Source organism: Bradyrhizobium betae (assembly GCF_008932115.1).
GTDB classification, from domain to species: domain Bacteria; phylum Pseudomonadota; class Alphaproteobacteria; order Rhizobiales; family Xanthobacteraceae; genus Bradyrhizobium; species Bradyrhizobium betae.
In genome coordinates, this window is record NZ_CP044543.1 from 727279 (window position 1) to 747489 (window position 20211).

The 20211-nt window shown below is 67.9% G+C and carries 20 protein-coding genes and 3 riboswitches; of the genes, 4 read left to right on the forward strand and 16 right to left on the reverse strand.

What is annotated here, in order from left to right; translation table 11 throughout:
- Window positions 1–97: 97 nt before the first annotated feature.
- Window positions 98–299: riboswitch (cobalamin riboswitch) on the reverse strand.
- A gap of 72 nt (window positions 300–371) precedes the next feature.
- Window positions 372–944 carry a histidine phosphatase family protein gene (locus tag F8237_RS03765; RefSeq protein WP_162005860.1) on the forward strand — a complete coding sequence of 191 codons (573 nt, stop codon included), beginning with the start codon at window positions 372–374 and terminating at the stop codon, window positions 942–944.
- A 6-nt stretch (window positions 945–950) separates the two neighbouring features.
- On the opposite strand, the gene cobT is transcribed toward F8237_RS03765, so the two are convergent.
- The 8 genes from cobT to cbiE all read right to left on the reverse strand — a co-directional run bounded on the left by cobT (window position 951) and on the right by cbiE (window position 8158).
- A complete protein-coding gene (gene cobT / locus F8237_RS03770; protein WP_151642460.1) occupies window positions 951–2003 on the reverse strand; it encodes a nicotinate-nucleotide--dimethylbenzimidazole phosphoribosyltransferase in 1053 nt (350 codons plus the stop codon).
- Between the two features lie 15 nt (window positions 2004–2018).
- Window positions 2019–2768, reverse strand: a complete 750-nt coding sequence (cobF, locus tag F8237_RS03775; protein WP_151642461.1) for a precorrin-6A synthase (deacetylating) — start codon at window positions 2766–2768, stop codon at window positions 2019–2021.
- 46 nt (window positions 2769–2814) lie between these two features.
- Window positions 2815–3492 (reverse strand): energy-coupling factor ABC transporter permease, encoded by a 678-nt coding sequence (locus F8237_RS03780; RefSeq protein ID WP_151642462.1) that lies wholly within the window; start codon window positions 3490–3492, stop codon window positions 2815–2817.
- A gap of 37 nt (window positions 3493–3529) precedes the next feature.
- Window positions 3530–3749: riboswitch (cobalamin riboswitch) on the reverse strand.
- Window positions 3750–3794: 45 nt separating this feature from the next.
- On the reverse strand, window positions 3795–4526 hold the full coding sequence (gene cobA, locus F8237_RS03785; protein ID WP_151642463.1) for a uroporphyrinogen-III C-methyltransferase: 732 nt from the start codon (window positions 4524–4526) through the stop codon (window positions 3795–3797).
- Window positions 4523–5833: a cobyrinic acid a,c-diamide synthase CobB gene (locus F8237_RS03790; protein ID WP_151642464.1), complete on the reverse strand. Its 1311-nt coding sequence runs from the start codon at window positions 5831–5833 to the stop codon at window positions 4523–4525. Before F8237_RS03790 ends, cobA begins: the two co-directional genes overlap by 4 nt.
- Entirely contained in the window at window positions 5833–6615 is a 783-nt protein-coding gene (cobM, locus tag F8237_RS03795; protein WP_151642465.1) for a precorrin-4 C(11)-methyltransferase, read from the reverse strand. The genes F8237_RS03790 and cobM overlap by 1 nt, the downstream gene beginning before the upstream one ends.
- Entirely contained in the window at window positions 6612–6980 is a 369-nt protein-coding gene (locus tag F8237_RS03800; protein ID WP_151642466.1) for a cobalamin biosynthesis protein, read from the reverse strand. The genes cobM and F8237_RS03800 overlap by 4 nt, the downstream gene beginning before the upstream one ends.
- A complete protein-coding gene (gene cbiE / locus F8237_RS03805; protein WP_151650448.1) occupies window positions 6977–8158 on the reverse strand; it encodes a precorrin-6y C5,15-methyltransferase (decarboxylating) subunit CbiE in 1182 nt (393 codons plus the stop codon). Before cbiE ends, F8237_RS03800 begins: the two co-directional genes overlap by 4 nt.
- A gap of 10 nt (window positions 8159–8168) precedes the next feature.
- Here cbiE and F8237_RS03810 point away from each other — a divergent pair, with 10 nt between their 5' ends.
- On the forward strand, window positions 8169–8915 hold the full coding sequence (locus F8237_RS03810; RefSeq protein ID WP_151642467.1) for a cobalt-precorrin-6A reductase: 747 nt from the start codon (window positions 8169–8171) through the stop codon (window positions 8913–8915).
- On the opposite strand, the gene cobJ is transcribed toward F8237_RS03810, so the two are convergent.
- Genes cobJ through F8237_RS03845 form a run of 7 tightly spaced genes read right to left on the reverse strand, consistent with a single transcriptional unit; the run spans window position 8891 to window position 16798 of the window.
- The gene (gene cobJ, locus F8237_RS03815) at window positions 8891–9625 is read right to left on the reverse strand and encodes a precorrin-3B C(17)-methyltransferase (RefSeq protein WP_151642468.1); all 735 of its coding nucleotides are present in this window, start codon (window positions 9623–9625) and stop codon (window positions 8891–8893) included. The genes F8237_RS03810 and cobJ overlap by 25 nt on opposite strands.
- Window positions 9622–10353: a precorrin-2 C(20)-methyltransferase gene (locus tag F8237_RS03820; protein WP_151642469.1), complete on the reverse strand. Its 732-nt coding sequence runs from the start codon at window positions 10351–10353 to the stop codon at window positions 9622–9624. The genes cobJ and F8237_RS03820 overlap by 4 nt, the downstream gene beginning before the upstream one ends.
- Before the next feature lie 2 nt (window positions 10354–10355).
- Window positions 10356–10985 carry a precorrin-8X methylmutase gene (locus F8237_RS03825; protein WP_151642470.1) on the reverse strand — a complete coding sequence of 210 codons (630 nt, stop codon included), beginning with the start codon at window positions 10983–10985 and terminating at the stop codon, window positions 10356–10358.
- A complete protein-coding gene (cobG, locus tag F8237_RS03830; protein WP_151642471.1) occupies window positions 10985–12148 on the reverse strand; it encodes a precorrin-3B synthase in 1164 nt (387 codons plus the stop codon). Before cobG ends, F8237_RS03825 begins: the two co-directional genes overlap by 1 nt.
- Window positions 12145–15393, reverse strand: a complete 3249-nt coding sequence (gene cobN, locus F8237_RS03835) for a cobaltochelatase subunit CobN (RefSeq protein WP_151642472.1) — start codon at window positions 15391–15393, stop codon at window positions 12145–12147. The genes cobG and cobN overlap by 4 nt, the downstream gene beginning before the upstream one ends.
- The gene (gene cobW, locus F8237_RS03840; protein ID WP_151642473.1) at window positions 15393–16427 is read right to left on the reverse strand and encodes a cobalamin biosynthesis protein CobW; all 1035 of its coding nucleotides are present in this window, start codon (window positions 16425–16427) and stop codon (window positions 15393–15395) included. The genes cobN and cobW overlap by 1 nt, the downstream gene beginning before the upstream one ends.
- Window positions 16424–16798, reverse strand: coding sequence for a DUF1636 family protein (locus tag F8237_RS03845; RefSeq protein ID WP_151642474.1), 375 nt, complete (start codon window positions 16796–16798; stop codon window positions 16424–16426). Before F8237_RS03845 ends, cobW begins: the two co-directional genes overlap by 4 nt.
- Before the next feature lie 97 nt (window positions 16799–16895).
- A riboswitch (cobalamin riboswitch) is annotated at window positions 16896–17118 on the reverse strand.
- A gap of 40 nt (window positions 17119–17158) precedes the next feature.
- Between F8237_RS03845 and cobO the strand changes: the two genes are divergently transcribed.
- Window positions 17159–17794 (forward strand): cob(I)yrinic acid a,c-diamide adenosyltransferase, encoded by a 636-nt coding sequence (gene cobO / locus F8237_RS03850; protein WP_151642475.1) that lies wholly within the window; start codon window positions 17159–17161, stop codon window positions 17792–17794.
- Between the two features lie 11 nt (window positions 17795–17805).
- Window positions 17806–19254 (forward strand): cobyric acid synthase, encoded by a 1449-nt coding sequence (locus F8237_RS03855; RefSeq protein ID WP_151642476.1) that lies wholly within the window; start codon window positions 17806–17808, stop codon window positions 19252–19254.
- On the opposite strand, the gene cobD is transcribed toward F8237_RS03855, so the two are convergent.
- Complete coding sequence (cobD, locus tag F8237_RS03860; protein WP_162005861.1) at window positions 19243–20208, reverse strand: threonine-phosphate decarboxylase CobD; 966 nt, start codon at window positions 20206–20208, stop codon at window positions 19243–19245. The two genes, F8237_RS03855 and cobD, sit on opposite strands and share 12 nt — an antisense overlap.
- Window positions 20209–20211: the final 3 nt, after the last annotated feature.

Genomic DNA, 20211 nt, shown 5'->3' on the forward strand with positions numbered 1-20211 from the left:
ACGTCAGTGGCACGTCACAGCGAATTAAGGTCCCATCTTCCGGCTCTTAGCCGTCCGATGAAGCCGAATGTCTGTACTCCCCGACCGACATCTTCGCGTGTGACCACGGCTGACGGCAGGTCTCCTGGCTCGCGGGTCGTCACCTTGCGTCGCCTTCCCGGGACCGAGATACCCAGTGGCTCGTGACGCAAGATTCGCCGCTTACAGTTGCGGGGGCAGCCACGGCATTGGAGACGACGTCTCCGCACCGCATTCCCTTTTCATCCCCTCTCGGGGAAACCGTCGCGGCCATCTAGGATTAGGAGCAAGACAGAGTCAATGTGCAGCGTGCGGCGATATTGCCACAGCGACCAACTTCCCGGGAGACGAGCATGGAAGGCGAGACCTTCCTCTGGCTGATACGACATGCGCCCGTCGCCGGCGTCGCAGGGACGATCCACGCGTCCGATGCGCCGGCGGATCTCGGCGATCTCGCGCAACTGGAGGCGCTGCGGCAACGCCTGCCGCGCGATGCTGCGAGCTATGCCAGCCCGTCGCGGCGCACGGTCGAGACCGCGCGGGCCCTTCGGCTCGAACCGTCATTGATGACCGAATTCAGCGAGCAGAACTTCGGCGACTGGACCGGCCGCAAGCACGACGAACTCGCCGCGACCGGTGGTGAGGCCTACACGGAATTCTGGAGCGATCCCGCCCACCAGAGACCGCCGGGCGGCGAAAGCTTCGAGGATCAGGTCGGGCGCGTGCGGCTGGGACTGTCGCTGATCGCCTCCGGCCCAGCGACGCTTGTCGTGCATTCCGGCACCATCCGCGCGGCGCTCTGCATCGCGCTGGATCTGACACCGGAAGCGGCGTTGCGCTTCGTGATCGATCCGCTATCACTGACCCGGATCGACCGGCTCGCGACCGGCTGGCGCGTCGTCTCGGTCAATCAGCGCATGCCCTGAGGCGGTTCAGGCGGGACGATCCGGCACGTTGGCCTGCGCGAACGTCGCCATGCCGTTGTGGAGCGCGCAGGCCGACCGCACCAGCGGCAGCGCGATGGCGGCGCCCGATCCCTCGCCGAGCCTGAGATCGAGGCTGATCAGCGGCTGCACGTCGAGCGCGCGCAGCACCAGCCGGTGCCCCTGCTCCGCCGATTGGTGCGACGGCAACAGGAATGGCTGGCACGACGGATTGAGCCGCACTGCTGCAAGCGCCGCGACCGAGACGATGAATCCGTCGATCAAGACGGGGATGCGGCGTTGCGCTGCCGCAATGATCGCGCCGCAGATCGCCGCGATCTCGAGTCCGCCGACCGCGCACAGAATTTTTTTGGGCGAGGCCCCGGCAACGCCATGGCGCGCGATCGCAGCGTCGATCACGCGCGCCTTGTGCGCGCGGCCAGCGGCATCGATGCCGGTACCGCTGCCCGCGATCTCCTCAGCGCTCACGCCGAGAAGGCTCGCAGCCATCGCCGCCGATGTCGTGGTGTTGCCGATGCCCATCTCGCCGAAGATCAGGAGATCGGGCTGACCCGCCTCCGCGCGCACGACTGCGCGTTGGCCGGCTTCGAAGGCAAACGCCAGTTCGGTGGCAGTGAGCGCGGCTTCGACGCTGAAATCGCGGGTGCCATGGCGCGGCTTGTCGGCGACGACCCCGGTCATCTCCCCCTGCGCCAGCGTCCCGGCATCGACCACCTCGAGGCTCGAGCCGAGCTCGCGCGCCAGCACGGAGATCGCGGCGCCGCCGGAGGCAAAATTCGCCATCATCGCGATGGTGACGGCTTGCGGATAGGCCGACACGCCTTGCGCGACGATGCCGTGATCACCGGCGAAGACGATGATCGGCACCCGCGCCGCGCGCGGCTGCTCGGTCGCCTGCAGACCCGCAAGCTCGATCGCGAGCTGTTCCAGCCGGCCGAGCGCGCCGGTCGGCTTGGTCAGCTGCGCCTGCCGCGCGATCGCCGCCTCGCGATGGATCGCGGAGACATCGGGGCATTTTCGAGTGACCCATTCGGGAAGCATGCTGCCTCGCTCGCCTTACGGCCTGCGCTTGAGAATGTAACTATCCATGATCCAGCCATGCCGCTCGCGCGCCTCCTGGCGTGCGGCCAAGATGCGCGGGCCGATCTCAGCCAGCGCGCCGGACATGACGATCTGGTCGGGCATGCCGAGATAGGCGCCCCACCAGATCTGCAGGCCTTCGGGATCAAGCGACTGGAATGCGGTGCCGCCGTCGAGCATCACGACCACAGTGTCGACGCCCTGTGGCCAGCCGCCTTCGCGCAGACGGCGCCCCGTCGTGACCAGAAAGGGCTCGCCGATGTCGTTGAGCGGCAGCGCGTGCGCCGCGCACAGCGCCTGGATCGAGGTGATGCCGGGCACGACCTCGATATCAGGCAAGGGAGAAAGGCGCCGCGCAATCCGCAGCGAGGAATCGTACAGCGAGGGATCGCCCCAGATCAGCAGCGCGACCTTGCCGTCACTGCCAAGATGGCTCGCGATCGTCCGCGACCAGGTCGCGGCAACCGCATCGTGCCAATCGTCTACGCCCTTGCGGTAGTCCGCCTCACCGGCGTCGCGCACGGGAAGATCGAACTCGGCGATCCCAGTCTTGTCGTTGGTCAGCACGTCCGTGCAGAGCGTCCGCCTGAGATCGGCGAGATCGGATTTCGCGCTTCCCTTGCGCGGGATCAGGACGAGATCGGCCGCGTTGATGGCACGGATCGCGGCGCGCGTGAGCTGCTCGGGATCGCCGCAACCGATGCCTATCAGGGAGAGCGTGAGCATCGCGAGTGCGAAGGGCGGCCGCGATGGCCGCCCGTTCGCTTGTCTCTCAGGCCGCGTTGTGCAGGCGCGGGGTGACGAGGCCGGGTGCGGTGACGCCGCGCAGCGACTTCGCCAGCGCCAGCACCGCCAGATCGGCCAGCGGCTCGATCACGATGACGAGCGCATAGGAGGCCGCAAAGGTCGCGATGTTGGCGAGGTTGCTCATGGCAAAGCCGGAGCCATACAGCGCCCAGAACGCGACCCAGCCGATCACGCCGGCCTGGTAGGTCGTCGAAAGCGCCAGCGCCTGGCGATAGCTGAGATCGACATAGGCGGTGTTGCGCGAAATGATCCGCGCCGCAATCGCCTGGATGGCGAACAGCGGCACCAGCAGCGTCGTGACGTTCATGCCGAATTGCGGCAAATCCGGCGGCTCGAAGAACACGCCCTGGAACAGCAGACCGAAGGCTAGGCCGAGAGCTGCGGGGGCCGCCCCGAACAGCAGGAACAAGGTCGAGCCGAGAATGAAGTGCACCTCGGAGACGCCGACCGGGAAGTGCGGCAGGATTTCGAAGAAGGTGAAGACGAGCGCGGTGGTGGCGAGGGTGCGCAACGCAAGCGAGCCGATGCCCTGCTCGCGCACGGTCTCGACCGCGAGCTTCAGGGCAACGCCGCCTGCGGCGATGCCCGTTGCGTAACTCAACACGAGCTTGGCGCCCGTCACGATCCCGGGTTCGATATGCATGGCTCAGATCCTTCCTGCCGTCACACCCGACGGCGTTGGCCTCAAAACACGCACGGCCGGTCTCCTGGCTCGCGGCTCACTGGGTTCTCCGGCCTTCCCGAGCCTTGCGGCCCAGTGGCGGTTCGGAGTCCCTTCACCGCTTACAGTCGCGGGGGCGGCTGGGGTTTGGGGCGCCGCAATTGGGTCCGCCCATCCCCATTCCCGATTATGCTCCGGCGCTTTGCGCCGCGTCGAGCACCATGCATCTCCTGTGTGCCCCTTTCGCGGAGCCTGCGTCAAGGGGCGAGCGGCGGCCGGAGCGATCATGACGGATAATCCCCCGCCAGCGCACCGAACAGGATCACGGCCGCCGTCGACGCCGCGCCGCCGCGCGCAAGCTGCTCCGCCAGTTCGGCAATTGTGGTGCGGACCAGCCGCTCATCGGGGCGCCCGAGAGATTCGGCGAACAGCGCCGGAGTGCCTGGCGCCAGACCGTGTTCGATCAATTTCGCGACAAGCGCCGGAAAGGTGCGGCGGCCCATATAGACCACGGTGGTCGCTTCGGGATCGGCCAGCGCCGCCCAGTTCAGGTTCTGCGGCAGCTCACCGGTGACATCGGCCCCGGTGACGAACTGCACCCGGCGCGAGGTGTGGCGCCGGGTCAGCGGAATGCCGGCTTGCGCCGCAGCGACGCAGGCCGTGGTGACGCCGGGAATGATCTCGTAGCCGATGCCGGCTTCGCGCAGCGTCTCGAGCTCCTCCTCAAGGCGGCCGAAAATGCCGGCATCGCCGGACTTCAGCCGCACCACACGGACGCCGGTCGCAGCATAGTCGACCAGCAGACGGTTGACGTGGTGCTGCTTGGTCGAGGGCCGCCCTGCCCGTTTCCCCACCGCGACGAGATTGGCGCCGGGCCGGGCGAGTTCGAGGATCGCGCCGGAGGCGAGATCGTCATAGAGCACGACGTCGGCCTCGCGCAGCCGCGCGGCCCCCTTCAGCGTGAGCAGCTCGGGATCGCCGGGGCCGGCGGAGACGAAAGTGACAAAACCGCTCACCGGTCCTCCGCGATCAGATGGAAGAACGTGCCGGTGGCGTGTCCGCGGCGCGAGCCGGTCTCGGCGATGACGGCGCCAGTCGCATCGTGCACCACCGCGAGCGGCGTATCCGGCTGCGCGACGATCGTCGAATAATGGAACTCGTGGCCGCGCAGCCGTGCGCCGACCCGATGCCCCGGCATCGGGGCAGCGAGCGCAGCGAGACGATAGCCCAGATGCATGCGGCGCTTGGCAAAGCTCGTCTCCAGGCCGAGCAGCCCCGTCATCTCATGGCGGATGCCGTCGGCGTCGGTGAGGCCTTCACCCAGCACCATATAGCCTCCGCATTCGCCGTGCACCGGCCGCGTTTCGGCGAAGGCGCGCAAACCACCACGGAACTGCGCATTGGCGGCGATCTTTCCGGCATGAAGCTCGGGATAGCCGCCGGGCAACCAGCACACATCGGCGCTTGCGTCAGGCACCTCGTCGGCCAGGGGCGAGAACGGCAGGATCTCGGCGCCCGCCGCGCGCCAGGCTTCCAGCATGTGCGGATAGACGAAGGAGAACGCGGCATCACGCGCAAGCGCGATGCGCTGCCCGGGCGGCGTGACGTTCAGGCCGTTCGCCGCAGGCTGCGGTGACCAGGCCGCGGCCGATCGCAACACCGCATCGAGATCGACATGCTCGGCAACGAAGCGCGCGGCCTCGTCGATCAGCGAGCCGATCTCCGCCTGCTCCTCGGCCTGCACCAGGCCGAGATGCCGCTTCGGCAGGCTGATCTCCGCATGGCGCGGCAGAGCGCCGAACATGGTGATGCCGGCCTCGAGCAGCGCATGCCTCACAAGGTTTTCGTGGCGCGGACTTGCGACGCGATTGAGCACGACGCCGGCAAGCCGCACGCCGGGCCGGTAGTCGCGCAGGCCTGCGGCGATCGCCGCCGCCGTCTGCGCCTGCCCGGAAGGGTCGATCACCAGCAGCACCGGCCAGCCCAGCATCTGCGCGATATCGGCGGTGGCGCCGGTGCCGGAGACGCCAGGCGCGGCGACGCCGTCGAACAGGCCCATCGAGCCCTCGGCAAGCACGACATCGGCATCAAGGCCGCGGCTGACGAGATGCGCGATCGTCGCGCGATCCATCGCCCAGCTATCGACGTTGACCGAGGCTCGCCCCGTCGCGGCGGCATGAAAGGCAGGGTCGATATAATCGGGCCCGCTCTTGAAGCACTGCACGTTCAAGCCGCGATTGCGCCAGGCGCGCGCGAGCGCCAGCGTGAGCGTGGTCTTGCCGACGCCGGAGGCCGGCGCGGAGATGACGAGCCCGGCCGCCATCACGACGCCTCCGGAAAGCGCGGCTCGGCGCCGACAGGCCGATAGCGGCGATCATAGTCGGCGGCATAGAGACGGCTCTCGTCAAAATTGGCTGCGCCGAGCGTCCTGCCGACCAGGATGAGCGCGGTGCGTTCCATCTCGGCGCCGACAGCGGCATCGAGCGTCGCCAGCGTGGCGCGGACGATGCGCTGGTCCGGCCAGCTCGCGCGCCAGACGATCGCGACGGGACAGTCCGCGCCGTAATGCGGCATCAGCTCGGCGATGACCTTGCCGAGCAGATGGATCGACAGATGGATGGCGAGCACCGCGCCGGTCGCTGCGAATGCAGCGAGATTTTCGCCCTCGGGCATCGCACTGGCACGTCCCGGCGTGCGCGTCAGCACCACCGTCTGCGCAAGGCCGGGCAACGTCAGCTCAGCCTCCAGCGCAGCCGCGGCCGCCGAGAAGGAGGGCACGCCGGGTGTCACCGTGCAGGGAATCCCGAGCGCGCGCAGGCGGCGGAGCTGCTCGCCCATCGCCGACCAGATCGAGAGATCGCCGGAATGCAGCCGCGCGACATCCTTGCCGTCCGCATGCGCGGCAGCGATCTCCGCGATGATGTCGTCGAGCGACAGGGCTGCGGTGTTGACGATGCGCGCGCCGGGCGGGCAATGCGCCAGCACACCCTCGGGCACCAGCGAACCTGCATAGAGGCAGACCGGACAGGCGGTGATCAGGTCGCGGCCGCGCAGTGTCAACAGATCGGGGGCGCCAGGCCCCGCGCCGATGAAGTGCACCGTCATGCGCCGTCTCCTTCGGCGATCGCCGCAGTCGCGGTCCGGTCCTGCGAGACCACGCGCGTCGCAATCAGTCGCGCGCGAGGGCCAGCGGCCGCGAGCGCTGCGGCTTCGGCGACCGAGCCCGTGCCGAACTTTTCCACAACGAGATTCGACTGCGTCGGCGTGTCGATCTTCGCGAGCACGTCGGCCGGAACAGCCTTGATCGGCACGCCGCATTCGCGCGCGAGCTGCTTGAGCACCTCCGCATCAGCCTTGTCGCTGACGGTCGCCACCGCCGCAAGGCCCGCGGGACCACCAGCCGCCAGAAGCGCCTCGCGCAGCGAAGCCAGCGTGACATCCTTCTTGAACCCAAGTCCGGCGACCTTCATCGAACCGTGCTCCACTGCACCACCGGTCGTGCCGCCTCCCACGACCGGAAGCGGCCGAGCGGCGCGGCGTGCGCAATCTCGACCCGCATCAGCTCGCCGCCATGGCGCTGGTGCAACTCGCCGAGCAGCGCCTCCGTTTCCAGCGTCACTGAATGAGCGACGAGGCGCGTACCGGGCGCGAGCAGCGGCCAGACGGCATCGAACATCGCGCCATCGAGGCCACCGCCAATAAAGACGGCATCCGGTGCCTCCAGCGCTGCAAGGGCCTCGGGCGCTTTCCCGGCAATGACGCTGACACGATGCGCCAATCCGAACGCCGCCGCATTGCTACGGATATTCCCGACACGATCCTCGCGCGCCTCGATTGCGGTCGCTGTCCCGCCGCACAGCGCCCACTCCACCGAGATCGAGCCCGAGCCGGCGCCGATGTCCCACAGCCGCTCACCCGGGCGCGGCGCCAACGCCGAGAGCGCGAGTGCGCGCACCGGCCGCTTGGTGATCTGGCCGTCGTGGACGAAGAGATCGTCCGGCAGTCCCGAGTTGCGGGGAATGCCCTGAGTTCCCCTCGCCAGCAGCGCGACCGCAACCAGTTTCTCCGAAAGATCATCTGCAAAGAGGTCGACGCGATGCTGGTCGATGCTTTCGCGTGGACCGCCAAGCGCAGCGAGAGTCCACAGGAGCGAAGAGCCCCACCCGCGCTCCGTCAGCCATTTCGCGAGATCGCCGACTGCCGCTGCGTCGCGCACCAGACAGATGATGCGTGCGTCTTTCGCCAGATGCGGCACCAACCGCTCGAACGGGGCGGCATGAAGCCCAAGACACGCGACCGATTCGAGACGCCAGCCAAGCCGCGCAGCAGCGAGCGAGAATGTCGAGGGACCCGGATACGCGATCCATTCGTCGCTATGGAGCTTCTCGGCAAGGCTCGCGCCGGCGCCATACCAGAACGGATCGCCGGAGGCGAGCACGGCGGTTGGCCGGCCACGGCGGCTCAGCACGATTTCCGCATCGAACGGCACCGGCCAAGGGCGACCGCGGCCGGTCAGGCCGGCGAGCGCCAGATGCCGCTCGCCGCCGAACACGGTTTCGGCATCGTCGAGCGCCTTTCGGCTTGCCTCGGACAGCCCGGCAAGGCCATCTTCGCCGATACCGATGATGGTCAGCCAGGGATCAGCCAAGGAACTAGCCATGAACCGCGCCCTCATTCTGGGCGGAATTGCCGATGCGAGCCTGCTCGCCGCGGCGATCGCGCGCGCGGGCATTGATGCCGTCTATTCCTATGGCGGCCGCACACGCGCGCCTGCCGACCAACCGCTGCCGATCCGCATCGGCGGCTTCGGTGGCGTGAGTGGGCTCTCCGACTACATTCGCGGTGAAGGCATCACGCATGTGATCGACGCGACGCATCCCTTTGCCGCCGAGATGAGCCGTCATGCGGTCGATGCGTGCACGGAGACCGGAACTCCGCTGCTGGCGCTGGAGCGCGCGCCCTGGACGAGGGCGCCCGGCGACACCTGGATCGAGGTCGCCGACGTCAATGCCGCCGTCGCCGCGCTGCCTGAGGCGCCGGCAAAAGTATTCCTCGCCATCGGCCGCCAGCACATTGCGCCATTCGCGGCCAAACCCCAGCACGCCTACACACTGCGTTTCGTCGATCCGCCCGAGGCCGCGCTGCCCTTCCCGGCCGACGTGATCGTGTCGCGCGGACCATTCACCTTCGACGGCGAACTGCAGATGATGCGCACGCGCGGCATTGCCTGGATCGTCGCCCGCAATTCCGGCGGCGACGGTGCGCGTGCCAAGATCGACGCGGCCCGCATGCTCGGCCTGCCCGTGATCATGATCGCGCGGCCACGATTGCCCGAACGATTGCGGGTCGAGAGCGTGGCGGAGGTCATGCAGTGGCTCGGTCATCGGACCTGCCTCGGCGCATAGACCCAGCGGCCGACACGGCGTGTCTGCGCGTTGCAGACAATCACGAGCGTACGCATGTCGGCCATCTCTGGCGTTGCGTCGTTCAGTATCACGGTCTCGATTGTCTCGTCAGCGGCACTGACCGCGCGGGCGAAGATCACCAGGTGCTCGCCGCAGCCGGCTTCTTTCAACACGGCGAGCGCGCGGACAAATCCTTCCGGCCGGCTCGCTGAACGCGGATTGTACATCGCAATGGCAAAATCGGCTTCGGCGGCAAGCCGCAGACGCTTCTCGATCACCGCCCATGGCTTGAGATTATCCGACAGATTGATCGCGCAGAAATCATGCCCAAGCGGCGCCCCGGCGCGGGCGGCCGCCGCCAGCATCGCGGTGATGCCCGGCAGCACGCGAATGGGAAGCTCCCGCCATTGCGGCGCTTGTTCGAGCGCCTCGAACACGGCCGCGGCCATCGCGAACACCCCGGGGTCGCCGGAGGACACGACCACGACCTGCCCGCCTTCGGCGGCAAGCCGCAACGCCTCGCTCGCGCGTTGCAGTTCCTCGCGATTGTCGGATGGGCGCAAGTTGAGACCAGGGCGCGGCGGCACGCGCGCGACATAGGGCGCATAACCCAGAATGTCGGTCGCAGCCGCAAGCGCGGCGGAGACCTCGGGCGTCACCAGGGCATCGCTGCCCGGCCCGAGGCCCGCGATGGTCAGCGTGCCCGTCATTCGGCGGCGTCCGGACGCCGGCCCTTGCCGTGCACGAGCACGATCGCGAAGTAAGGACAATCGGCGGCATCGATCTCGGCAAGACGCACCACGCGCTCGCCCGGCATGGTGCCGCGCTCGACCAGCCAGGCGTCATCGAGCCGGCCGGCGCAGGCGAGCGCGCGGCGTACCTTTGCGAGATTACGCCCGGTCTTCATGATCACGAGCGCATCGGAATCGCGCATGCGGCGTTCGAGCTCGCCTTCGGGAAGCGTGCCCATCAGCACCGTCGTCACGTCGTCGCCGAGCGCGATCGGTTGTCCCACGCCATTCCAGCAGCCGACCATGCCAGGAATGCCGGCAATCACCTCGAGCTCGACCCGGCCTTGCAGGCGCGTGTGCAGATGCATGAAGGAGCCGTAGAAATAGGGATCACCCTCGCAGAGCACGACGACGTCGACCGCGCGCGCCAATCTCGCCAGGCGCTCGGCCCATTCGTCGTAAAAGCCGGCCAGCAGCCGGACGTAGTCGGGACTGTCGAACGCAATTTCCGTCGTAACAGGATATTCCATGGGATATTCGGTGATGTCGGCCGCCAGCATACCCTCGACGATGCGCCGCGCCTGCCCGGGCCTGCCCTTCTTGCGGAAATAGGCGACATGCTGCGCGCCGCGCACCGTGCGGTCGGCGCGCACGCTCATCAGATCCGGATCGCCAGGGCCGAGACCGCAACAGATGATGCGTCCCATGGCTACTCGCTCCGGCTCGCCAGCGCGTTCACGGCGGCAACGGTCATCGCCGAGCCGCCGAGACGGCCCTCGACCGTCAGGGCGGCGACCTTCGGATCGGCCATCAGCGCCGCCTTGGATTCGGCTGCGCCGACGAAGCCGACCGGGCAACCGATGATCGCCGCGGGCCGCGGGCAATCCGGGTCATCCAGCATGTTGAGCAGATGAAACAGCGCGGTCGGCGCGTTGCCGATCGCGACGATCGCACCGCCCAGATGCGGCCGCCACAGCTCCAGCGCCGCTGCCGAGCGGGTGTTGCGCATGGATTGCGCGAGCGCCGGAACGGCTTCGTCGCCCAGCGTACAGATGACGGCGTTGGCCGCAGGCAATCTCGCGCGTGTAATTCCTTCCGAGACCATGCGCGCGTCGCACAAGATCGGCGCGCCCTTCTGCAAGGCCGCGCGCGCAATGGTCGCCATGCCTGATGTGAAACGGATATGTGCCTCCAGGCCGACCATGCCGGCGGCGTGGATCATCCGCACCACGACCTGCTCCTCATCCGCCGTGAAGCGCGCAAGATCCGCCTCGGCCCGGATGGTCGCAAAGGATTGCCGGTAGATCGCCGCACCATCGGTTTCGTAGACGTGCGGCATCAGTGCCCTCCGACCAGGATGGAGGGATCGCTGACGATATCGGCGCCGTTGAGCCCACGCAGGACGGGCTCGTCGCGCGTCGAGCCGCCGCGGACGAGGTCGAAGCCGGCGCTGGTCGCCACTAGCGTCACCGCGGACGCGCCGGAACGGGCGCAGCCCTTGGCGCAGCCGGAGACGTGCAGCCGCGTGTCGAGCGCGATGCGCGGCGCGAGCGCCGCCGCCAGCGCCCGCGTGTCGGCGTGGGCCTCGCGGCAGCGCGGCGCGCCGCTGCAGGCAATGACGCGTAGCGCCGGATCGAAGGGTTCGGTGATGAGGCCCGCCCCGCTCGGCATCTCGCGCTTGCCCTCGCTCAGCACCATCCGCCACGGCGTCATGCGCAGCGCATGACCGCAGCCGGAGAATTGATGCAGCGTCGTGTGCAGCATCTGTCCGAACGCAACGCCGACCAGGGCGCCGTGCGGATAGTGCCCAGGCCGCGACGCGGCCATCACGGGAGCAGGCTCGGTCTCGCCGTCCAATGCCTGGGGCAACGCCGCGCCGGCCGCGATGTGCGCCGCCATGCGCCCTCGCCCGCCCTTCGCGCCGCCGGAGGCGATGAACCAAGAAGCGAATGCGAGCGCGGTGCTCACGACCTCTCCACGCCCAACGGAACGGCCAAGCTTTGCGCCGTCGGCCCGTACCAGCAGACGGCCGTCCCGGTCGCGTTCGATGCGCACGTCGGCGGAATCGCCGGCGAGCACGCGCGATTTTCCGTCATCGATGGCGAAGCCGAATTTGGTGGGAAGCTCGAGCGCGCTGTCCGCCAGCGCTTCCTCGAGTTCCGCGGCAAGCGCCTGCGTCTCGTCGCCGGAGTTCCAGAACGGCGTCACCAGGATGTTGCGCCGGGCTTCGATGGCGGTGTCGGGATCGAGCAGCCTCAGCAATGCAAGTCCATCGAGCAGCCGGCGATGGCTCTGTTCGGTCACGCCCCTGATCTGGAGATTGGCGCGGCTGGTCACATCGACGAGGCCATTGCCGTAGCGTTCGGCGAGCTCGGCAAGCCCGGCGACCTGCCCGGCTTCGAGACGACCGCCGAACGGACGCACGCGGACCACGAGCCCGTCGCCCGATTGCATCGGGCGCAGTGCACCAGGACACCAGCCCTTCACCGAAGCCGCGCTCATGACGCCTCCCGCAATGCAGCCGCGATCGAATTGCGCCGCGTTCGCCAGAGCGAGGCGTCGTGCAGGCGCGCGAAGCAGCTTTCCATTGCGGCGAGCGCCGCCGGATTCTCGCGGGCCATGAAGGCGCGAACATCGGCATCGCCGAGCGTCGCATCGTAATAGAGATCGAACAGATGCGGCGGCACGGCGTCGGCCAGGTGGGCAAAAGCGGCCATGTGCTCCAGCGTTGCCGTGATCTCGGCGGCGCCGCGAAAACCGTGGCGCATCATGCCGGCGATCCAGCCCGGATGGGCCGCGCGCGCGCGAACGACACGGGAGATTTCCTCGGTCAGCGTCCGTGCATGCGGCCGCTCGGGCCGCGTCGTATCGAGGTGATAGAGCGACGGCGCCGTTCCGCCGAGATGCACGGCTGCCGCCGCAATGCCGGCTTCATGCGCGGCATAGTCGGCGGCAAGCAGCAGATCGGTTTCCGGCAAATCCTGAACGTGCACGAAGGCGTCGGCAGACGTGAGTCGCGCCTCGATGCCGGCGCGATCGGGCTTGATCTCACCATCGGCGGAGAACGCCCAGGACGATGCCGACAGCCAGGCCTCGCCGGCTGCATCGCGGGTCTCGGGCGTGAAGGCATCGGGGATCGCCGAGAGGCCGACACCATATTGTCCCGGCCGCGGCGCGAACACGCGGGAGGCGCGGTGGCGATAGGGATTTTCATCACCCTCCTCCTCGCGGCCCGCGAGCGCCTCGGCAGCGGCCTCGAACAATTGCGCAAGGCTGGAGAAGACATCGCGGAACAGGCCCGACACGCGCAGCGTCACGTCGATCCGGGGGCGGCCGAGTTCGGCCGGCGCGATGATGTGGTAACCGGTGACGCGGCCGGAGGCGTGGTCCCAGCGCGGCGCAAGCCCAGCCAGATGCAGCGCCATGGCGAATTCCTCGCCCGCGGTGCGCATCGTCGCCGAGCCCCAGAGATCGACGACGAGCCCTTTCGGCCAGTCGCCATGATCCTGCAAATGACGACGCAGCAATTCTTCGGCGAGCTTGATGCCCTGCGCGTGCGCCGACGGCGTCGGCACGGCGCGCGGGTCAACGGCAAACAGATTGCGCCCGGTCGGCAGCACGTCCTGGCGCCCGCGATAGGGCGAGCCCGACGGTCCCGGCGCGACGCGCTGGCCGGCCAGCGCGGCCCGCAGCGCGTCCCGCTCCGCGTCGCCGCAGGAGCCGCGGCCGAACACGTGCAGGCCGTCGCCGAACTGGCTTTCCTTGAGATCGCAGACGAAACGATCGATCCGCGGGATCGCCTCGGCCGGTGCGGCCGAGGCATCCAGACCAAGATCGTCTTCAAGACCCGCCGCGCGCGCCTCGTCACGGATCGCGGCGATCAATCGTTGGCGACGCGCGGGGTCGAGACCATCGGCCGTCGAATATTCGTCGAGGAGCTGTTCGAGACGGCGGAGGCTCTCCGGCACCGCAGACGCTGCGAGCGGCGGCGGCAGATGGCCGATGGTGATAGCTCCGATGCGCCGCTTGGCCTGCGCGGCCTCGCCGGGATCGTTGACGATGAAGGGATAGATGACGGGCACATCGCCGATCAGGGCTTCCGGCCAGCAGCTCGATGACAGCGCCACGGATTTCCCGGGCAGCCATTCCAGCGTGCCATGCGCGCCCATGTGCACGAGCGCGTCGCAGCGCTGTTCCCGGAGCCAGAGATAGAACGCGACATAGGCGTGGCGCGGCGTGCGGGCGAGATCGTGATAGTCGCCATCCCGCGTCGTCGTATCGCCGCGCTCGGGCTGGACCGCGATGGTGGATCGGCCGCAAGGGATCGCGGCGAAATGGAATGCGCCATCGCGGCAGCCCGGATCGTTCTCCGGAGCACCCCAGGCTTGCGCGAGATCATCCTGCAGGCCTTGCGGCAGGCGCGAGAGCGCTACGCGATACTCAGCGACACTCCAGGTCAAGTTTCGCTTCAGCAACGTCTTGCCAAGTGCCGGAACGGGCGCGACATCGAATCCGGCCGCAGCGAGATCGGAGAGCAACGCCTCGACCGACGCCAGCGCATCCAGGCCAACCGCATGCGCGATCTGGTGCGGGCGTCCCGGATAGTTCGACAGCACGATCGCCAGCCGCTTGTCGCCGGCGGGCGTCTCTGCGAGCCGTCGCCAGGCCGCGACGCGCGCGGCGACAGCTTCCACGCGTTCGTCATCGGCTTGATGGGCAAGGTGCGAGAATTGCAGGTCGGGATCGCGCATCCCGGCCGATTTGAAGCTGACCACGCCCGCGAACAGGCGGCCGTCGACCTCGGGCAGCACCACATGCATCGCAAGATCGCCCGGCGACAGACCGCGCAGCGAACTCGCCCAGTCATCGCGCCGTGCCGTGGAGAGCGCGACCTGGAACACCGGACAGGATGCGGCATCGAACGGCGTCGAGCCGTCGTCACCCAGCGCCGAGAACGCGGTCGCATTGACGATCGCAGCCGGAGGATTTGTCGCAAGATGCGCCCGCAGCCAATCCGCAACCCCTGGGGCCTTCAACGAGGTGACGAACACGCCGTAGGCATCAATCCCCTTCTTGCGCAACGCGGCGATCAGGGCATCGACCGGGCCGGTATCCGCGGCGGTGAGATAGGAGCGATAGAACGTCACGAGCGCGCGTGGCTTCGCGCCGCTCGCCGGCGTTGCCGCGATGACGCCGCGCGCGGGATCGTAAAAACCCATCTCGGGAACGGTCGTCTCGCCGACGACCGGTCCAGCATAGAGCCCCGAAGCCAGCGCGAGCTGCGCGATCGCGGCTTGAGCCGCGACAGGACCGCCGGTGTCGCACAGCACCTTCAGCCGCCGCAGCGTCGAGACCGGCAAGGTCGAATATGCGTCGAGCCGTGTATCGTCGCGGCCATCGGCCGGCAGCGCGGCGAGCACGATCCCACGATCCTTCGCGAGTTGCTGAAGAGCCGCGAGACCATACGACCAATAGGACTCGCCGCCGATCAGGCGCACCAGAATGCCGCGCGCCTGCGCCAGGGTGCGCTCGACATAGGTGTCGACCGACAGCGGATGGCGCAGCTCCGAAAGATTGGCGAGCCGCAGCGACGGCAGGCTGTCACGGCCGCGCCGCCAGCCGGCCGCGAACGCGGCCAGATCGGAATCCGAATACGAGAGCACCACGAGATCGGCCGCGTCCTGGCCGATGTCCCTTGGCGTCGCAGTCTCCTCGAGACCGCGGCTCTCGCGGAAGACGACGTGCATCAGACACCAAGTCCCGCTTTGATCGCGGCCTCGTCGATATCGCCGTGCTCGCCGATCACAACGAGCTTCGACTGCCTGCTGCCCGCGCCCCAGGGCTTGTCGAACTGGTGGCGCACGCGCTCGCCGACCGCTTGCAGCAACAGGCGCATCGGCTTGCCTTCCACTGCGATATAGCCCTTGACGCGCAGCACGTTCTGCTCGCGCGACAGACGCTGCACCGAGGCGACCAGTGCGTCGATGTCGGTGACTTCAGGAAGATCGATCACGACGGAGGCGAAATCATCATGCTCGTGATCCTCCTCGCCGTCATGATGCGAGGGGCGTGCGGAAAGATCATTCTCCGCGGCAGCGCCGAGACCGAGGATCACGCGGGCATCGATCGCGCCGTCGGTGACGGAGAGCATCGGCACGCGGCGCGGCATCTCGGCGGTGATCACAGCCCTGGCGGCTTCGAGTCCCGCCGCGCCGGCAAGATCGGCCTTGGTCAGCAGAACGATATCCGCACAGGCGATCTGGTCCTCGAACACTTCCGACAGCGGCGTCTCGTGATCGAGATTTTCGTCCGCCGCGCGCTGCGCTTCGACCGCATCCGGATCGGGTGCGAAGCGACCCGCCGCCACGGCCTCGGCATCGGCCAGCGCAATCACGCCGTCGACGGTGATGCGCGAGCGGATCTCCGGCCAGTCGAACGCCTTGAGCAGCGGCTTCGGCAGTGCCAGGCCCGAGGTCTCGATCAGGATGTGATCGGGCCGCACCGGACGCGCCAGCAGCTTCTCCATGGTCGGAATGAAATCATCGGCGACGGTGCAGCAGATGCAGCCATTGGCGAGCTCGATGATGTTGTCTTCCGGGCAATTGGCATCTGCACAGGACTTCAGGATCTCACCGTCGACGCCCTCGCTGCCGAACTCGTTGACGAGCACGGCGAGCTTCCTGCCGTCAGGGTTTGCGAGCAGGTGCTGGATCAGCGTCGTCTTGCCGGAACCGAGGAAACCCGTGACCACCGTCACCGGAACCTTTGCGAGCGAATTCATTCGGCTGCCTCCGGCACGACGACAATGGGGGGAATGCGCGCGAGCGACTGCTTGCGAAAGATTTCGGGGCGGCTGCGCCAGGGCACGAGACCGTCCGGCGCGGCCGCATAGGCGGCGACGCCGGCGACGACGTCGTTCGCATGGGCTTCCGAGAGGCGGCCATAGACATAGGACCAACGTCCGGGCGCGCTGAGCGCGACCGAACAACCCTGGCTGCATGCAGACAGGCATTCGACGGGAACCACCGCGACACCGTCGGGCACGCCTGCGTCGAGGATCGCACCATGCAGGCGCTTGCCGGGCGTGGCCTCGCCCTCGCCAAGCGTCTCGCCGGCGCGGCAGGTAATGCAGACGTAAAGTGTGACGGTCATCGCCTCTTCCAGGATATTCAGCGGGAGGCGAAGAGGCACACGGACCATTCCCCCGAAGGCCCGTTTTCCCCGTCGCGGAACACCCCGTCCGCCGGTCCAAAAATCGTCCGCGCTGGCAGGTCTCCCGGCTTGCGGAGCAGGGCTTTTGGCCCTTCGATCCCCGCCTTCCCGATCCCCTGGGGGGATCAGTGGCTTTGGACATCTCTCCGGTCACGGTCGCGGGGGCGGCTGCAGTTTGGACCCAAATCTTGCAGATTCGGACCCTATCGCATTCCCTCTTCGCCTGTCATAGGACAGGAACCAACGCCGGGCCACCATTTGCCCCCGGCCGCCTCTTGTCAAGCCGAAGGACCGGGACCGATGACGCCTGAACCGGATACCCAGACGGGTGAGCAAACCGACGCCCGACACGCCCAGAAAATGGCAAAGAAGAAGGCCGCCCGCGACAAGATCATGGCGACCAAGAGCGGCGAAAAAGGCCTCATCATCGTCCACACCGGCGCCGGCAAGGGCAAGTCCTCCTCGGCCTTCGGCATGATCGTCCGCTGCGTCGCCCATGGCTTCCCCTGCGCGGTCGTGCAGTTCATCAAGGGGGCCTGGGACACCGGCGAACGCCGCCTGCTCACCGGCCATTTCGGCGACCTCTGCCAGTTCCACGCCATGGGCGAAGGCTTCACCTGGGAAACGCAGGACCGTGCCCGCGACATCGCCGCCGCACGCGCCGGCTGGGAGAAGGCCAAGGAGCTGATCCTCGATCCCGATTTGCGCATGATCGTGCTCGACGAGATCAACATCGCGCTGCGCTACGACTATCTCGACATCGCCGAGGTCGTCGAATTCCTGACGACCTCGAAGCCGCCGATGACGCATGTCGTTTTGACCGGACGGAACGCCAAGGACGAACTGATCGAGATCGCCGATCTCGTCACCGAGATGACGCTGGTCAAGCATCCCTTCCGCTCCGGCATCAAGGCGCAAGCCGGCGTCGAGTTCTGAAGATAGTCGCGATGGCGCGCGCATTGATGATCCAGGGAGCCGGCTCGGACGTGGGCAAGTCGCTCATCGTCGCCGGCCTCGCGCGCGCCTTCACGCGGCGCGGTTTGCGCGTGCTCCCCTTCAAGCCGCAGAACATGTCGAACAACGCCGCCGTCACCGTCGATGGCGGCGAGATCGGCCGCGCCCAGGCGCTGCAGGCGCTCGCCGCCGGGGTCGAGCCGCACACCGACATGAACCCGGTGCTGCTCAAGCCCGAGACCGATGTCGGCGCGCAAATCATCGTCCACGGAAAGCGCGTCGCGACTGCGCGTGCGCGCGACTACGCGGCGATGAAGCCCTCGCTGATGGGCGCCGTGCTGGAAAGCTTCGAGCGCCTGAAGGCGCGCGCCGATCTCGTGCTTGTCGAGGGTGCCGGCAGCCCCGCCGAGGTGAACCTGCGCAAGGCCGACATCGCCAATATGGGCTTTGCCCGCAGGGCCGACGTCCCCGTCGTGCTGGTTGGCGATATCGATCGCGGCGGCGTCATCGCCCAGCTCGTCGGCATCAAGACGGTGATCGACCCGGACGACGCCGCGATGATCCAGGGTTTTGTCATCAACAAGTTTCGCGGCGATCCCACGCTGTTCGACGATGGCTACAAGCTGATCGAGCAGACGACGGCCTGGCGCGGGCTTGGCGTGTTGCCCTGGTTCGCCCGCGCCGGCGAGCTGCCGGCCGAGGACGCACTCGGTCTCACCGACGCGCGCAAGCCGGGCCAATGCAAGATGGCCTGCCTTGCGCTGTCGCGGATCGCTAATTTCGACGATCTCGATCCGCTCAAGCTCGAGCCCGGCGTCGATCTCATCATGGTGCGTCCGGGCGAAGCGATCCCCGGCGATGTCAGGCTCGTCATCATCCCGGGCTCAAAATCCACCCGCGGCGATCTCGCCTTCCTGCGCGCGCAGGGCTGGGACATCGATCTGCTGGCGCATCACCGCAGGGGCGGCCATGTGCTCGGCCTCTGCGGCGGTTATCAGATGCTCGGCCGCAGCGTCGCCGACCCCGATGGCATCGAGGGCCCCGCGGGCGACACGCCGGGCCTCGGGCTTCTGAACGTGGATACGGTGATGACCCCGCAGAAGACGCTGACGCGTGTCGCGGCCGTGCACGCCGCCACGGAGCAGCCGATCGAGGCCTACGAGATTCACATCGGCCGCACCGACGGGCCCGATCGCGCCCGCCCTTTCGCGAAGCTGAACGGCGAGCCGGAAGGCGCGATCTCGCGCGATGGGCGCGTGCAGGGCAGCTATCTGCACGGCCTGTTCACATCGGATGATTTCCGCAAGGCGTATCTCGCCAAGCTCGACATTGCCGCCGGCGACGAGCCCTATCACGCCAGGGTCGAGAGCGCGCTCGACGCGCTCGCCGATCACATCGAACAGCATCTCGACGTCGAGGGCCTGCTTGCGCTAGCGCGCTAGCAACTCGGCAAGGCGCGTCCATTCGGCTTCGTTGCCGGGAAGTCCGAGGCGCAGCCATCCCGGCTCTCTCGCGAACACACGCGACCAGATCTGGCCGCGCGCTAGTTGTTCCTGCGCGGCAAGCGCATCAGGCGTCTCGTAGAGACGAAACAGCGATGTGCCACCGACGAGACGCCAGCCTTGCGATCGCGCGATGTCGTCGAGGCGACCACAGTCGCGCGCCAGCCGCGCTGACGTCGCCTCGGCCCAGGCATCATCGCGCAAGGCGCGGCAGCCGATCGAGATCGCAGCTCCCGAGACCGGCCATGGACCCGACATCGTCGCCAGATTCTCGATGTCGGCCGCATTGCCGATCGCGAAGCCGAGCCGCAGGCCGGCCAGACCATAGAACTTTCCGAACGAACGCAGGATCAGCAGTCCCGGCCGATCCGCCTCACGCACCAGCGATAGTTGCGGAACGGCGTCGGCAAAGCTTTCATCGATGACGAGACGGCCGACGCGCGGCAGCAGCGTGAGCAGATCCTTTGCGGGATGGCATCGGCCGTCGGGATTGTTCGGGTTGACGACGATCGCAACATCCGCGCCCGCCAGCGCGGCGAGCTCGCCGACCTCCTGCACGTCCCAGCCAGCGGCCGACAGCACGCCCGCATATTCATTGTAGGTCGGCGCGAGGATGCGGGCCCGGCCGGGTGGCGCCAGTTGCGGCAACAGTTGAATGGCAGCCTGCGCACCGCCCGTCGCCACGACCGGCGCGCTGGTGCGATAGGCGTGATGCGCCGCGTCGTGCAGGGCTTCTATTTCGGCGCGCGACGGCAATGCCTGCCAATGATGCGCGCTCACCTCGCCCACCGGATAAGGCAGCCGGTTGATCCCCGTCGAGAGGTCGATCCAGTGCTCGGCGCGTCCGCCAAAACGCTGCTGGGCCAGATCGAGATTTCCACCGTGCTCGCGCATGCC